General features: G+C 51.9%; 14 protein-coding genes and 1 pseudogene. 2 read left to right on the top strand and 13 right to left on the bottom strand.

Annotated elements, in window-relative coordinates; translation table 11 throughout:
• Window positions 1-13 precede the first annotated feature (13 nt).
• Window positions 14-802: a sugar transferase gene (locus tag R3B84_03450; protein ID MEZ6139605.1), complete on the bottom strand. Its 789-nt coding sequence runs from the start codon at window positions 800-802 to the stop codon at window positions 14-16.
• 101 nt (window positions 803-903) lie between these two features.
• Complete coding sequence (locus tag R3B84_03445; protein ID MEZ6139604.1) at window positions 904-3,066, bottom strand: polysaccharide biosynthesis tyrosine autokinase; 2,163 nt, start codon at window positions 3,064-3,066, stop codon at window positions 904-906.
• A gap of 496 nt (window positions 3,067-3,562) precedes the next feature.
• On the opposite strand from R3B84_03445, the gene chrA reads away from it, so the two are divergent.
• Window positions 3,563-4,789 (top strand): chromate efflux transporter, encoded by a 1,227-nt coding sequence (gene chrA, locus R3B84_03440; GenBank protein ID MEZ6139603.1) that lies wholly within the window; start codon window positions 3,563-3,565, stop codon window positions 4,787-4,789.
• Window positions 4,790-4,893: 104 nt separating this feature from the next.
• On the opposite strand, the gene R3B84_03435 is transcribed toward chrA, so the two are convergent.
• From R3B84_03435 to R3B84_03390, 10 genes and pseudogenes are all read right to left on the bottom strand, one after another.
• Window positions 4,894-5,097, bottom strand: coding sequence for a hypothetical protein (locus R3B84_03435; GenBank protein ID MEZ6139602.1), 204 nt, complete (start codon window positions 5,095-5,097; stop codon window positions 4,894-4,896).
• 345 nt (window positions 5,098-5,442) lie between these two features.
• The gene (locus R3B84_03430; protein ID MEZ6139601.1) at window positions 5,443-5,961 is read right to left on the bottom strand and encodes a hypothetical protein; all 519 of its coding nucleotides are present in this window, start codon (window positions 5,959-5,961) and stop codon (window positions 5,443-5,445) included.
• Window positions 5,962-6,249: 288 nt separating this feature from the next.
• Complete coding sequence (locus tag R3B84_03425) at window positions 6,250-6,636, bottom strand: transposase (protein ID MEZ6139600.1); 387 nt, start codon at window positions 6,634-6,636, stop codon at window positions 6,250-6,252.
• Window positions 6,637-6,763: 127 nt separating this feature from the next.
• Entirely contained in the window at window positions 6,764-7,318 is a 555-nt protein-coding gene (locus R3B84_03420) for a transposase (GenBank protein ID MEZ6139599.1), read from the bottom strand.
• Window positions 7,315-8,208, bottom strand: a complete 894-nt coding sequence (locus tag R3B84_03415) for a transposase (protein ID MEZ6139598.1) — start codon at window positions 8,206-8,208, stop codon at window positions 7,315-7,317. Before R3B84_03415 ends, R3B84_03420 begins: the two co-directional genes overlap by 4 nt.
• Window positions 8,209-8,215: 7 nt before the next feature.
• Window positions 8,216-9,256: pseudogene (locus R3B84_03410) on the bottom strand (IS66 family transposase).
• A gap of 243 nt (window positions 9,257-9,499) precedes the next feature.
• A complete protein-coding gene (tnpB, locus tag R3B84_03405) occupies window positions 9,500-9,850 on the bottom strand; it encodes an IS66 family insertion sequence element accessory protein TnpB (protein MEZ6139597.1) in 351 nt (116 codons plus the stop codon).
• Window positions 9,844-10,344, bottom strand: a complete 501-nt coding sequence (locus R3B84_03400) for a hypothetical protein (GenBank protein ID MEZ6139596.1) — start codon at window positions 10,342-10,344, stop codon at window positions 9,844-9,846. Before R3B84_03400 ends, tnpB begins: the two co-directional genes overlap by 7 nt.
• Before the next feature lie 114 nt (window positions 10,345-10,458).
• On the bottom strand, window positions 10,459-11,283 hold the full coding sequence (locus R3B84_03395) for a hypothetical protein (GenBank protein ID MEZ6139595.1): 825 nt from the start codon (window positions 11,281-11,283) through the stop codon (window positions 10,459-10,461).
• A gap of 178 nt (window positions 11,284-11,461) precedes the next feature.
• Window positions 11,462-11,836 (bottom strand): hypothetical protein, encoded by a 375-nt coding sequence (locus R3B84_03390; protein MEZ6139594.1) that lies wholly within the window; start codon window positions 11,834-11,836, stop codon window positions 11,462-11,464.
• A 402-nt stretch (window positions 11,837-12,238) separates the two neighbouring features.
• On the opposite strand from R3B84_03390, the gene R3B84_03385 reads away from it, so the two are divergent.
• Entirely contained in the window at window positions 12,239-12,595 is a 357-nt protein-coding gene (locus tag R3B84_03385) for a hypothetical protein (GenBank protein MEZ6139593.1), read from the top strand.
• 160 nt (window positions 12,596-12,755) lie between these two features.
• On the opposite strand, the gene R3B84_03380 is transcribed toward R3B84_03385, so the two are convergent.
• On the bottom strand, window positions 12,756-14,726 hold the full coding sequence (locus R3B84_03380) for a HEAT repeat domain-containing protein (GenBank protein MEZ6139592.1): 1,971 nt from the start codon (window positions 14,724-14,726) through the stop codon (window positions 12,756-12,758).
• Window positions 14,727-14,996: the final 270 nt, after the last annotated feature.

Below are 14,996 nucleotides of genomic sequence, written 5' to 3'. Positions count from 1 at the left end.
AAAAGTTCAGATTCTATCTTAATCCAGGTTTAGAAACCTGGTAGACAGGCTGGATTGTTTCCGGGTGGGGCAGCACAAAGATCAACCGGCACATGACGTGCGGCACACCCACTGCCTGCAGACCAGTCACCACCATTAGTCGAAGGTCCAGCAGCACATTCCCATGCTTGATGTAGTATAGATCGTAAATCTGTTTTTTCTGAACAGTTTCGATGCTTTCATCCGGTGGGAGGTACGCCTGAGCCAGCCCGGTGATCCCTGGCCGCACCAGCAATCTGCTGGCATAATGCGGAACGGAGGCTTCAAGGGCGGGGAAAAATTCAGGTCGTTCTGGCCGTGGGCCAACCAGGCTCATTTCGCCGGAGATCACATTCAGCAACTGTGGAAACTCATCAATGTGCAGTTTGCGCAGAATTTTGCCAATAAAGGTCACTCGTTTGTCTTTTTTGCCGCACCACATCGCACCGGTGCCACGTTCGGCATCGTTTCGCATGCTGCGTAGCTTCCAGATGATAAACGGCTTCCCGAACATTCCCAGCCGCACCTGAGAATAAAAGGCCGGGCCGGGGGAAGTCAGTCGCACCAGCAATGCACAAACGGCAATAATTGGTGACAGTGCTAGGAGCAGAAGGGTGCCCAGCCCCACATCAATGATCCGTTTCAGTATCGGCATGACAGCAGTGGGCTTGGGTGATAAATTGAGATCATCAATCACCTGGACGTTCACCTGCTTGCCGGCGTGAGAAAACTCCTGCCGGTGAACCTTCGGTCGTGCGGGCCTTGTTCGAAAGTTACTAAGCATAAATCCACTTCATCCTTGCCATCAACTGTATTGCGAGTACCAGTTGGAACCGAGTTTGCGTTTCGTTAAACCTTTTCCTGCGGGCTGATTTTGAATGATGGTCAGCCTGCCGAGCCAGCCGGACTGTAAGCGGTGGCGTAACCGTAGCTTTCCCCACGTGTGCCATTGACAATAGCACCCAGCAGTGGGACATCGATTGAGGCGAGTTTTTCGGTGGCAGCATGCACACGATCAATTTTGCTGTGGTCCTGCATCAGCGAAAACAGCACCCCGTCCACATGTTTAGCCACCAGCAACGTATCCGCAACAGGTAACACCGGGCTGGAATCGATCAGAATGAAATCGTATTGTTGCTGCAACGAGTTCAACATCACCGTCAATTGCGGCATTGACAGTGCTTCGATAGCAAAGCGATCGCAGCTTCCCGCGGTCAGAATCGAAAGAGTATCCAGGGTGGTGGGCTGGATAGCGTTATGCACCAGCACCTGGCCACGCAGAATTTCACAGACACCCGGACCAGGGGACATTCCAAACTGGGCGTGAACAGAAGGATTCCGCAGATCCATATCGATCAGCAGTGTTTTGCGGCCAGAGCGAGCCAGACTGTCAGCCAGTCGGCAGGAAAAGGTCGTTTTTCCTTCCCCTTCCACCGCACTGGTCACCATCACGGTGCGGAGGTTTTTCGCCATCGCAGAATGAAGAAAGATGGTTCTGGCCGAATCCACCGATTCGGCAATAATCGCTTCCCACTCATCATCACGGAAAGTGCGGCCCGTAATCCGTTTCGGCTGTGCGGGCACAGTGCCGTAGACCCGAAGGCCGAGATTTTCCACCACTTCGCTGGGGGAACTGATCCGATAAGCACGAAATTCCATGAAACAGAGCAGCAGCACCACCATACCAAATGTGCCCGCTGCCGCCACCATGGTTAATTTCATCCGGCGGGAGGCATCGTTGGGTCGAACAATCACTGCCTCGTGCTCTAAAGGCTTCACACCGAAAGGTGCATTCAGGTCCATTTCCAACAGGCTTAATCTTTTTCTCATTTCTTCCAGTTGGCTGCCACTGGCAAGGAACTTCGGTTTATCGCGGGAAAGTGCCCCACTGCTGCTGGCCATTTTCTCATATTCTTTGATCGCCAGCCCCAGTTCTGCATCTTTGCTGCGGATCGTCAGATCGTATTTGTTAATTTCCGCTTGCAATTTCGTGGCTGCATCCCGCAGGTTTTCTTCGATGGAAGCAGAACTGAGACCTTTGCGAACTGCCTCGAGTTGATCATCAACCTGTTTGAGCTGGTTTTTCAGCCCCACCATCCTGGTGTGGGTGGGATCCAGTCCCAGCGATTCCCGATCGTACATCTGCTGTAAGGCGATACGACTTTGCTTCAAATTCTGCACCGTGGGATTGGATGCCAGCAGTTTGTCGTACTCACCTGGAGTCAATTCGATGGGACGTTTTTTCAGCCGTTCATTCAGAATCGTTAATTCGGTGCGTATTTCGCTCGCCCGGTCTTTGTAAGCCTGGACATCTGCCCGCATCCGGGTAATTTCCGACCCACGCCACTGCAGACGCTGGGCCATCACCGCCGGATCCAATGTAGCCGATTCCGGATCACCCGCTTTATCGAATGTTTTCAGATATTCGGTTTCCAGTCGCTTGATTTCATCTTTCAATTTGGTGTACATGGTCTTGCGATATTCCGCAGACTCATTAGCAATCCGTGCCATGTACACGCGGGCCAGCTCATCCACCAGGATTTTCGCTTCTTCCACACGATTGTCGGCCAGTTCAATCCGCATAATTTCGGATTCCGTGGGGAATTCAACCCGCAATTCGCGTATCAGCCATTCGTACGGGTCTGTTTTCTCCCGCACAATTTCCAGATTTTTCACCTTTTCGCCATCGAACACTTCCTGCAGCACAATCCGGCTGGCCACCAGTTCTTTCTGGGTGCTGGGCTTTACAGGTGGGTCAGGACGATCCACCGTGCCTGCAGGTTTCGACTGAAAGTATAACTTTGTATAAGCGTAGGGGCGCGCAGGTGGCAGAAACCAGAACACAAATACCGAAATCATGCCGGCAGCGATGGTACCCAGAATGGCAGCCTGCTTCCAGCGACGACGCAGACAGCCAATCAGGTGCAGCACAGTCAGGGGAGGCGTATTTGAAGTTGGCCGTGCATGTGTTTCCGTGGCTTGGGCGTATGGCACCACCGCTGAAGATGCAGTGCGAGGTTTTAACGCAGAATTCTTGTTATCAAACATAGCGGGTCAATCGTGTATGCAATTTCAAACGAGCCTACGCCCCAAATGGCATTCGGTTTCACAACCATAGAACGCAAACAGGGCCAACAACTACCAGCATGGCACAATCATTGCACCCACCTGGACAACCAGGATTGCCAACAGTTTACATTACGAATTTGCCAATTGTTCCCAAAGGAGCAATTTGTCTGGAAATCCGGCATATCGGAATTATAACTCGTGTCACAATGCCCGCAATTGAATCAGACCATTTCACACAAGAATTTAATTCTTCGCGCCGAATCTGAATTTTTTCTCAAAAAGTGGGTAAATTGCAGCAACTTTTAGGCCACTTTTCATCAGAAATCGCAAACAGAAGGTGCATAATATTACAACATTCGAACGAATATCGAAAATGTTCCACGTGGAACACTGATGCCTGTACGATTGTCATTGTGTTGTCATCTCCCACCCATTTCGTGGTGGAAATGTCCCGGTTGGCATCTAACAAAAGAGTATGTCGTCAACGCAATTACCGCTTGCCTCACCTCATAGTACCTGGGAGATTTTCACCACCTTTTTGAAGCTGGGGTGCATCTCTTTCGGTGGGCCGATTGCCCACATTGGCTACTTTCGACAGGAACTGGTGCTGAAAAAACAGTGGCTTGGCGAGGCACAATTCGGCCAATTGCTGGCCATTGCCCAATTCTTACCTGGACCAGCCAGTAGCCAATTGGGGTTCAGTCTCGGCCTGATGCATGGCGGACTCCGAGGAGGACTGGCCGCCTTTGCGGGCTTCACACTGCCTTCTGCACTCCTACTCATCTGTTTTGGACTGTTTTTGCCCCACTTCGACCGGAATATTGCGGTGCCGCTGATCCATTCTCTGAAAATCCTGGCCCTGGTGGTGGTTGCGAATGGTCTGGTGGGAATGTTTCAAACGCTCTGCACCGATGCCCGCACTGCCAGCATTGCCGGAGGTGCCGCCGCTGGCATGATTTTATTCCCCACTGGTTATGCCCAACTACTGATCATTCTGGGTGGGGCACTGCTTGGCTGGCTCTGGTGTCGACCAACAGATCAGACGCACCAGAACATCCGCTGTCGATACAGCGTGCGTGCCACGGTGGCAATTCTCATTATTTTCTCATTTTTGTTGCTTGGTTTCGTGGTTTTGAATCGCCCCACGGTGCATACCTTGTCGATTGCCCACCGTTTTTATCAGGCGGGCTCTCTGGTTTTCGGTGGTGGGCACGTAGTGCTACCGGTCTTGCAACAATCACTGGTGGGGCAGAACTGGCTATCCAATGAGCAATTTCTTGCCGGTTACGGTGCCGCACAGATGATCCCGGGCCCGATGTTCAGTCTGTCGGCTTATCTGGGGTTCATGACCACGACCGAACCGATTCGCTGGTGGTATGCCACTGTTGCCCTGATTGCGATTTTTCTGCCTGGTTTTCTGCTGATGGCTGCCGCACTGCCTGTCTGGCAACGATTGGGCAAGTTCCCCACGATGGGCCGGATGGTGATCGGTGTCAATGCAGCCGTGGTGGGCTTACTTCTGGCCGCACTTTACAACCCGCTGTGGGTATCAACGATCCACCAGCCACCGGATCTGGCAATCGCCATTCTGGCATTCGTACTCCTGCGGCACTGGAAAGTACCCATCCTGCTGATTGCAACATGCTGTTTACTGGGGGTGTTGCTGCTGCCACAAATCGTTGGAGGTTATGGTCTGAACTGAAAATTCGTCCTGAAATTCAAAATGGCCCACTTGCGTGTGCTAATACGCGGAACGCGTCAATCGGCTCAGTTTCAGTCCACTCGCGGAGCTTATCTGGTTTTCTTTTAAATCATTCCTGGTTCGGACTTGCTTTGCTCTGTCTCCTGCCAGGTCCGCTCGCCCGTATGGCGGCGTGGGTTGCCGCAGAGGAAACACGAGCATGGGGCCCGGTCTGTGGCATAGCGAGCTACTTGCCTCGAGGTCACCCATGCGTTATCAGCGAAGAGCCACCGCAGATAACGGGCCGCACGTGCTCTGGCGCGATTCATCTGATGGATTCGGTACGCCCGCCCCCGCATAGCCCTTACCTTGATATTTCAAGCTCAGATCCGCGATTGAGCAGAGTCGCGGAGTGAATACGAAGCGATTCCTGCTGCAATCGCTTAAGTAGACCGCCTGCAGTCGCCACCTTTACTGTATGCTCAATCGCGGTTCATTCTGTTAAAAATTTCAAAAAAATTACCCCAAGGTGTAGGGTATCCTTAATTGCTGAACAAGCACTTTTACCTTTCTCTGATGAGATAATTCAACCGAAATTTGTTGAAACGCTTGTCTACAGTAGAGGAAGTTCCTGGGAGCGAGAAATCCTCCAGGGCCAGCATCTCGAAACCCAGTCAAAATTCGATTTCCTCTGCGGGTACTTTCGGCCTCTGAGAATGTTGGAGATCGACAATGCCGCGAGCCAGTTCAATATACCCTTTGAATGCTGCCAGAGCCGCCAACAGACAGCGAACATCGGCCTCTTCGGTTGCGTGCGCTAACAATGCAATCGCCATTTCGGAGGCGGAAGCGATGGCGCCGCGGAAGTCCGCCTCCAGTGTGGTCGGGCAAGCAGAACACTGCTCCGACTCGCCGGGCGGAACTCGGTACATGGCGACCTCGCCAAGAAAACAGACTTGGTACAACCTTGCTGGTGGCGCGGCACGGCGCGCGATCTCCACCAGATACGGAGCAGCGGCGAAGGCCGGAGCCCACGTCACCTCTTCCGAACAAAGGCTCCAGCAATCTTGCCCGAACAGGACAACATCATCGGGGTGGTCGAGCAGTTGTACCAGCCATTGCCGCAACCAAATGGCATTACAATTACTGCTGGCACACAATTCCGTCCACAATGGATCATCAAACGGAAGCATGATACCTCATTTTCCGAGCCGAACAGGTCCGCGATTGAGCAGAGCGCGGAGTGGATACGAAGCGATTCCTGCTCCAATCGCTCACTTAGGTCGCCTACAGCCGTCACCTTTACTGTATGCTCAATCGCAGACCCGTTAAGCCTGCTTAACGACCAAGCTAACCCGGTTGCTGCCAAGGTACCCGTTCAGTGAACGACTGTTCTGATTTCATACATCCGTGAGTTGAGTTTCTCACAACTTGCAGAGCTCGTTGAGATTTCGCAATTGTTTAGAATCGGGTAGATGGATTCAGGATGGTGTGGGATTGTTGTTGTCGAATTGTTGAGGTTTCCAGGCTGCAGGGGATAGCTCGCTCAGGCGATCCTTGGGCCAGGTGGGCAGTTTTGCCAGGATATCGGTCAGGTAGGCCTGCGGCTCCACACCCGCGTGCAGGCACGATTGCACGATGCTGTAGATGATGGCTGCATTGCGACCGCCTTGTTCACTGCCTGCAAACAGCCAGTTCTTGCGTCCCAGGGCAATCACTCGCAATGCCCGCTCCGCGGCATTATTATCAATATTCAAATACCCCTGCTCGGTATATCGGTGCAGGGCCTGCCAATGGCGCAACGCATAGTTCACCGCTTTGGCAATCGGGCTTTGGGCAACAACTTTGGTGCCTCCGCATGCAGCCAATCGTGCAATTCTTTCAACACGGGAATTGCTTTTTCCTGGCGAATCTGCACTCGAGACGCTTCCTGCACAGACAATTCCCAGGACTGCTCAGCCAGATCCTTCTTAATCTCCTTTTGTAACCGTTCACTTATGTTGTTGCAAGTTTCGGTGCAGGTTTGCCTTTCCGGTGTGCGTTGATCGCTTCTTCCAGATAATCTAATACGTTTCTCCCCTGTAGTTTCAATGTTTCACATACCGTCAGGATTCGCTCTGCGAACCGACAGCCACGAGCACTTTGAGAACCAAAGCTGCGTCGCCGCCACAACACAGCGCGACGTTGTACACGCTCCGCATCATTATTCGTTGGCGGAACATGCTCATGGTCGACAAACAGCCATAAACGCCTTTCTACTTTGGCCACCCTCTCGCAAAACCCTGCAACTGTTTGGTCCTTACTACCTTGCCCCTGTTTCAGCAGCGTGCGTACGCGTTCCTTCAACGGTTTCATCCGCTGTTGCAATGTTTGGCGACTTATCTGATGATCTCTCGTAAAAATATGCCATAGCTCAAATATTTCCTTGTGTAATTCAAGCCAGTGATCCACGAGTTTTGTCGCTCGCTTACTTCGTTTGGACAATGCCTCCCAGTTGCGTTTCAAATGTGCCCAACATAATTGATGGCTATCTTCAGGAAGGTTCTTCACATATACCTTCCAGCGATCCGTACTGACAAATCCAGGAGTGCTTCACCCATAAACGTTTTCAATGCATCAATATTGCGACGTGCATGAATGAGAAATACTACGATATGAATCTTTGCCGCAATCGCTGTCCATAACCAGCGTTTGTGGCCCGCCTCTTTCCAGCCCGTTTCATCAAACCCCTTTACATCAGCGTTTTTAACTTTCTCACGAGCTTCCTCATAAGGTGCGTCCAATGCCGGAATTGCCTCGGCTTCCAGATTGCTGATGGTTCCCAAGGATATGTCTATGCCAAAAATCGTTTTGCAAGTTCGTTCGATTGACCGTTTACTCAATCCATCCTGACCCACCATACATAGCAGAGCAGCTGTCAATCGAGGACCGGTGCAATGGTTGCGGTACTCGGCAGGAATGGTCATCGCCGTTGTGTGTCCACAATCAGCACATTTCCGGGAATGACCTTCATATTGTGTTACGATTAAAGGCTGCTGTGGCAGTTCAACTTGCTGATGAATCCTGGGTTCAGGTAGATTCGGACAGCCAACAAGTGATTTGTGGCAGCGAGAACAGGTTTCTGGCACGAACTTGATAAAGGAGTCCACACTTTCAGGAGGCAAGGGTTTTCGCAGATTTGCCTTGTGACCATGTTGTGCCCCGCGTTTGCGACCAGTCGGCTTTTGGGAAGCTAATTTTTCTTTTTCTGCAGGTTCTTGCTTGTTAGGCGGTTTCAGCTTGTCTTCCAGATCACGAATGCGAGCTTCCAGCGCCAGTATTGTCTTTTGTTGTTGCTGAATAATTTGTTGCTGATCCATCAGCTGTTGTTGCAGCAAATGAACCTGCTTGAGCAATTGCTGGCACCCAGGACATTCGGAATTGAACGACTCGATTTCCATCACCGGATTATAGAAAATGGCTGAAATTTGCGAAAGGCCAATTCCCGAACCGGTGAACGGTTACCTCCTTTTCAATCCGATACAGTTTGCTGATCAGCACCATGGCCCGCGCAGCCTGCAGCGGTGCCGTAATCTGGGCCTCATGAAACTTGCGCCGCGCATGTGCCCAGCACGCCACCTCGGTCATATTTTGCCGGGTGTACAACTGGTCGTACAAGTTGGCTGCATCCGCATGCAAGTAGCCGTTGTAATCATTCAGCAGTGCTTCTGGCCCTGCGCGTGCTTTGCTCAGTGTGAAGTCATAAATCAGATGCGGATGCAGTGCATCACCAATCGCTACCCACATGCGGGCGGGATGCAACTGACGCTGATTATCTTTTTTGCAGTGGCAAACTGGTTTCATCGATATGAATTACCCGGGATTGCAGAGATCCGCCAGCATCCAGCAATAAAGTGGCTCCAGCAATTGCGCGACATCGCCCAGCCAACTGCACATTGTAGAGCGAGATAACTTCAGAGCGGCTCGCTGAAACAATCGTTCGAGCCGGTGCAGCGGCAGATGATCAACAAACTTACTGACCAGAATAAAAGCCAGTAACCCAGGTCCAGCATTTCCCTTGGGAATCGGATTTGCAGGTGGTTCTGCCACGCGGATCAAGTCATTGACGGGTACAGGGTTGTTATCCGCAGGCCGGCGATCAAGGCAACGTTGACAGGCATATTTCTGACGGGCAAACTCCATCACAAATATTGAAGCAGGTTTGTATTCGTAACGACTACTGATCACTTCGCCAATTCTTGTCAGCGGCTGGTGACAGCAGGAGCAGGTTTTCTGTTCCGGCTCAAGATCAATCACTACCCGCTGCCGAGGCAAATCTGTCAGTGGCCGCTTGCGTCCATGACCTTTGCGACGAGTTGGCGATTCTGGCTCGATAACTGGTTCAGGTTCGAGTTCGATAACAGGCTCTGGTTCCGGTTCCGGCTCTTCAAATAACTCCCCTTGGCCCGGGTCAAAATATTCCCGTTTCTGATTCCGACCAGATCGCATCAGGTTGTTGATCTGGTTCTGAAGGGATTCAATCAGTGCTTGTTGCTGCAGATACTTTTCGGAAATTGTCCGAATTATTTCATGACACTGACCGAGGTCAACGGGTAGAGAAGGATCGTGATCAGCCGATGACTCGCTCATACTATTAAGACGCGAGGTAGCAAAAACTATCAATCAATCAATCATGGAGAATTTTGATATTTTTTCTGAAATCAATTGAGAACTGATTTGCCAGTGAAATCTTCAGTCGGCTGGTCGCTGATAACGATGCTGACGTTGAACCTTACTCAGATCGATTCCCTGCAGAATCAGTTGCAGATCAATGCCGGTCAACGTCAGAACGGCACTGGGATCTTTCGGAAACAGAAAGTTGCCTTGTTCCAGGCGTTTGTACCAGATGGCCAGGCCATCACGATCCCACCAGAGCAATTTCAAGCAGTCGCCACGGCGATTGCGGAAGACAAACAGATCACCAGACAACGGATCCTGACCCAAATATTGCTGAACCAGGAAACACAAGCCATCAAAACTTCGCCGCATATCCACGGGATGCGTGGCCACGAATACACGCACGCTGTCGGGCAGATTCAGCATGATGATTCTCCCAGCAGGTGAACGATTTCTGCTAGTAATTGCCGATCGCATCCCGCCCGTACGCGGATCGTTTGTTGACCAGACAGAATAATCTCGATCGGCGTATCGCTATATTGTGGAACCTTGAGATGTTGAAAAACGACCGGGATGAACGCGGGCGGTTCTGCTTCCTTGCTTGTTGGTGCACCGGGCTGATGGTTGACTGGTGCTGATGCCTGGGCAGTTTCACCCGCTGCCACCTTTGGTGCCACCTGTCGTTTACCAGCGGAAGATTTTGACGGCATTGGTTCTGCTTTACCAGCAAACGACTTGGGCTGTATCGAAATAATCTCCTGTTCTCGCTGCATAATGGTTCGTTTCCAAAAATAAAATTGAATCGCACTCAAACTCTGCTGACGACAGTATTCCGCAATCGAAAACCCACTTGTCAATTGCTGCTGCAAATGCACTCGCCAAGATTGTTCCAGTTCTAAATTGCGACGATTCTTCAGCATCACTGATCTCCTTGAAACAAGAAACCAGCAGCTTACCACGCTACACAAGACAGTCGTTCACCGAACGGATACCTGCCAAGTGACTTTGACTTCACGAAACGCCCGATCGTCGGCTCAGGTTCGCCGTTTGTTTATCTGTTGATCATGGTAGTGCGCGATCAACTTGTCAATCTGTTGCCACGAGTGATCGATAGAGATAAACGACAAAATTGTAATTGGAATGCCCAATGAATGGGATGCAAATACCTTGTGATGTCCATCAAGCAGGTAGTTTGCAAAGCACCAATGTGTTCTAAACTCAGGCTCGATCTCGTTCCCGTCTTCGTCTTCGGGAAATGACATTGGTGCTTTTACATCCAAAACAGAAAGTGAAATCGCGGTTGGACGCGAACCAGACTTGATGACCGATTTGTAATACTCAACCCGTTCATTGTTAAGCAGCGAAGAATCGTAGAGCGGAACGTAAAACTCGAACAACATTTGTTGGTCGGGCATCGCCGTCGAGTCTCCGCGGTAGTACCAAGTTTCGGGCGATGGATCATCGTCATAGTCCGGCCACGCTAGCCGTTGTTCGTGTGAAAAATAATCCGGAGTGCTGTCAGTGCCAGCTTGATTTGGCTGGCATTCAAAGAGGGCCACAACGTATTTGCCGTTTGGCATTATTTCCGCAAGCGTGGCTGCCGTAGGGTCGATTGCCGAAATACCGACTTCAAGCTCCGTTTTGACACGTTCGATTTCGAAGCTGGGTACGGCAGCCTCAGTCATACGGCGAAAGAAGAATTCACAGGTACCGCAAATATTGCCGATGTGAAATAGTTGCTCATCGCCTAACGAGATGAATCGATCCCAAACTTTCCAGTTAGTGCCGCCGGTCGTTGTAAATGCGAGCTTCGATCGCGATGTGGTGATTGTCAGTGGTTTGGAGTCGATGAGCAGCATTTTAGTAAGATAACGTGTCCGCGATTGAACAGAGTCGCGGAGTGAATACGAAGCGATTCCTGCTCCAATCGCTCACTTAGGCCGCTTGCAGCCGTCACTTTTAGTATATGCTCTATCGCTGGTTAGGCCGCTTGCGGCCGTCACTTTGTATATGCTCAATCGCTGGTTAGGCGTGCCTTTACTCGCGGGATAGAGCCTCTCCCCAGATGATGATCGTGGTAGTGAAGTCGCCGGGATCGGACGCCACGATCTTGATGGCGATGGGGATAAAGCTCTTGCCCTGATACTCCGGGGACGCGGTGTACTTCGTGATCTTGCCCTCGGCCGCCAGCGGCCCGATCACGTTGGTGTCGATCCCTGCCTTGATGTCGGCAATCCCGACCGGGACGTACAGCGTGTTGAGTGCGTTGTCCGTGCCGCCGAACTCCAACGGCATAAGGAATAGCTTCTCCAAGTCGCCCCGCTCGAACAACTCGATGGCCTTCGCCTGGGAGTCGATGGCCGAGAAATCCGGGCCGTGCGACTGGGGATTCTTCTTGGACCAACCGAACATAGGAACACCCTCCACCGCCGAACGGGTCCGCGATTGAGCAGAGCGCGGAGTGAATATGAAGCGATTCCTGCTCAATCGCTCACTTAGGCCACCTGCGGCCATCACCAAATTCAGAATAATCTCAAATTAGAAAAATGCAATCAAAAACAGGAACAATTAGTCAATGACGATTAGTCCCCAACTCGTCGCTGACGGCTGTGAGAAAGAGTTTCCGTGAGGGACTCTGTTGCGATCAGGCAGTTCACCACAAGCCTAAGATTATACCAAACCTCGGGAAAGTGTGCTCAGTGGGCAATCTGGGCAATCTGGGTAATTTGCGGTGAGCTGTCGCTGGTTCGCAACTTGGGCTGGAAAATTGCAACAAATACATTATCGTGGCTGCATTCAACGGGAGGAATCCAAATGATAGAGCGAATCCTGCTGGGCCTGGGAATCGCAGGGGTGCTGTTGGCGATTACCATTCTCATGATGAACTGGCAACAGCCACTACAAACAGAATCGTCGCAAGTGACTGCTGCAAAAGATGTTCCGCCGATTACGGTGCCAAAATCCCAACCCATTGCTGCCCACGTGGGGGAAGAAAATATCGATCTGTCGAAGGCATACCTGCCCGCACCGGATGGTCCGGATCGGCATCAGGATGTGATTTATCTGCGTGATTCCCTGCTGGAAGTGCCACCGGAAATGCCTGCTGCAAAGCCGATGGTGCCCACTGGCCTGCTGATCAGTGGCTTCGGTGGGTCAATTGTTCATGAATAGATTTTCATAATAAGGTCACTAGGTCCAACACCAACCGCTCGGCGAACGACATTGGCTCACAAAACAGTCAATACGATTTGAATTCGAGTTGATTGCCCTGGATTCCCGCCTTCGCGGGAATGACGGTTGATATTTCTTTGGGCGTTCAAGAATTGAGAAATCAGCGATTATTTGCCTGCCACCATTGCTGCCAGGCCAGTACCGCCTTGGTTTTCTCTGCAGGTGATGGGTTTTCCGGTGGGCCATGATCCACCTTTGCCAGGGTTCGCAGGGCGGTGCGTCCTGCCTGAACCACGTACGGTTCTGTATCGGCCAGTAAGCGGATCAGATCTGGCACCAGGCTCGATTCCATTTTGCCTGCGGTTGCCAGTGCCGCTGCGGAGCGGACTTCCTCATCGCGGTCCCGAAGCATCTCACGAAGGGTGGCCCGGTTCATCCGTGTCAGGCGTTTTGCCAGTGCGTGGCGGATCTGCTGCTGGAGATCGCCCGAATTGCCACGTGCCAGGCGTGCCAGTGCCTCGGTATGTTCCCCGCCTCGGCTGGTTTCCAGAAGCTTTAATACTTCCTGTTTGTCATCGTCGCTGGAAGCATCAAACTGTTTTTGCAGTGCGGCTACTTTAGTTTCAAATTCACTGGCAGGCACCACCGGTACCACAGGTGGGGTGGTTCCCGGGGTAGTTTTCGGCGGATTGCCAGAACCAGGCACCATCGGCATCGGGGTGGGCTCTTTGGGTGCGACCACGTTGTTATCCATTGGCTTGGTGCCGGGAGTAAACTTGGAAATATCCCCACCGACAAGGCGGGCAATCCCCGGATCGCGTACTTTCCCCTTCAGGCTGGCGGTCAGGTCTTCTGCCAGATTCGCCCGACTGAGAAAGAGAATCGCAAACGAGGTATTAATGATTGGTTCAGCACCGTGGTAACCACCCATTTCCCAACTGCCATTCGGTGATTGGGTATCAAGAATCGTATCCAGCCCCCACAAATACCAGTCAATCTTGCCGATGGTCTGCAGGCCGTACATCATACCGGTGCGTTCCAGCGACCACATGAAGTACATATTGGTGGCAAGTTGCTTGCGTTTTTTCTGGCCATCACCCTGTTCGTCGGCGAGGAATTTTCCAAGGCACTTCAGGCCGGCATCCAGGGCAACATCGTTTATTTCTTCTTTTGCTGGCTCTTTCTCAACCGGTTCGGCAATTGGCTTGGGTGCCAGTGGCCGTGCCTTCATTTTTGCCTCACGATTTCCGTGGGCCATCGCCAAAGCAATCAGCCCGGCACAGGTCATTGCGGGCGTCGACCGCCCGCCACTACCCAGCACACTGGAATAGTTCCAGCCACCATCATCACTCTGGCAGGAACGGTAATGTTTATCCAGTAATTCCATCGCCACAGTGACATCCACTCCATGTCGCCGACCGCACCAGCAGCCCACGGTGGCAAACTGGGTATTGGAATGGTCGCCAAAACCACCCCCTTTGCGGCCCTGATTGACCAGTCGAGCAAAACCTTCCAGTCCCTTGATCAGGCCCGGCACGGTGGGTGTCGGGTCAGCGACCTTGGCAGGAGGCTTGATTGGGGTGGCTTTTCCGGGTGTTTTGGGCAAATCAATATCGGTGCGGTCCTTGGGCTGGGGTTTTTCAGGCTGTTTCGGCGTCGGTGGGGTCTTCAACCGTGTGATATTTACCAATTGGGCACTTAACATCGCCTCTTCGTTCCCACGGAGAGGCAACCCACAGCTATAAGACCAGGTGCCATCGCCATTCTGACCGGAAAGCAGCCGTAGAGTCATGAACTGGATCAATCCCAGATCTGTTTTCACTCCCAAGCGATCCAGAAACATGATCACCAGCGATACTTCGTAAGTGGAATTGTTGGAAAGTGCTTTGGAGCGGACAAAATTGGCGATATTTTCGACCACCGGATCATCGGCTTTACGCCCACTTTCCAGCAGGGCCATCCCCGCCAGACACGATTTGCCCAGTGCGTGGGAACCTGGAAATTCTTCTTTGTAAACATCCGCCAGATATTCGGCTCCCTTGTCGATTGCCTGCTTTACGGGATTGGCAGGCTGGGCCCATGCGGGTGCGACCGTGATACACACGGCAAGAAAGGTGGTGCGTAGCAACATGATTCGGAAATCCTCCGACAGATCAATCGACTGGCTTCTCACACAGAAGTGGGCCTGACTGCCTCATTCTACACCAGATTACCCACTTGGTGCACAGCGGTACGGAAAATTCTGCTGAATCAATCCAATAATCAGCCGAATGTTCGGAAGACTGGCTGCCCCACTGCACCGTGGGATGTAACAGGTTTGTAACTTGTGCTGTGGGTAAAGGGTGGAATTGCCCAAAGGTGCTTATTCAGTGTTTTCAGAGGATGAGGTGGGAGAGAGAGC

The organism is Zavarzinella sp., from assembly GCA_041399155.1.
Classification (GTDB): Bacteria; Planctomycetota; Planctomycetia; order Gemmatales; family Gemmataceae; genus JAWKTI01.
This window is presented reverse-complemented; position numbering and strand designations above follow the sequence as displayed.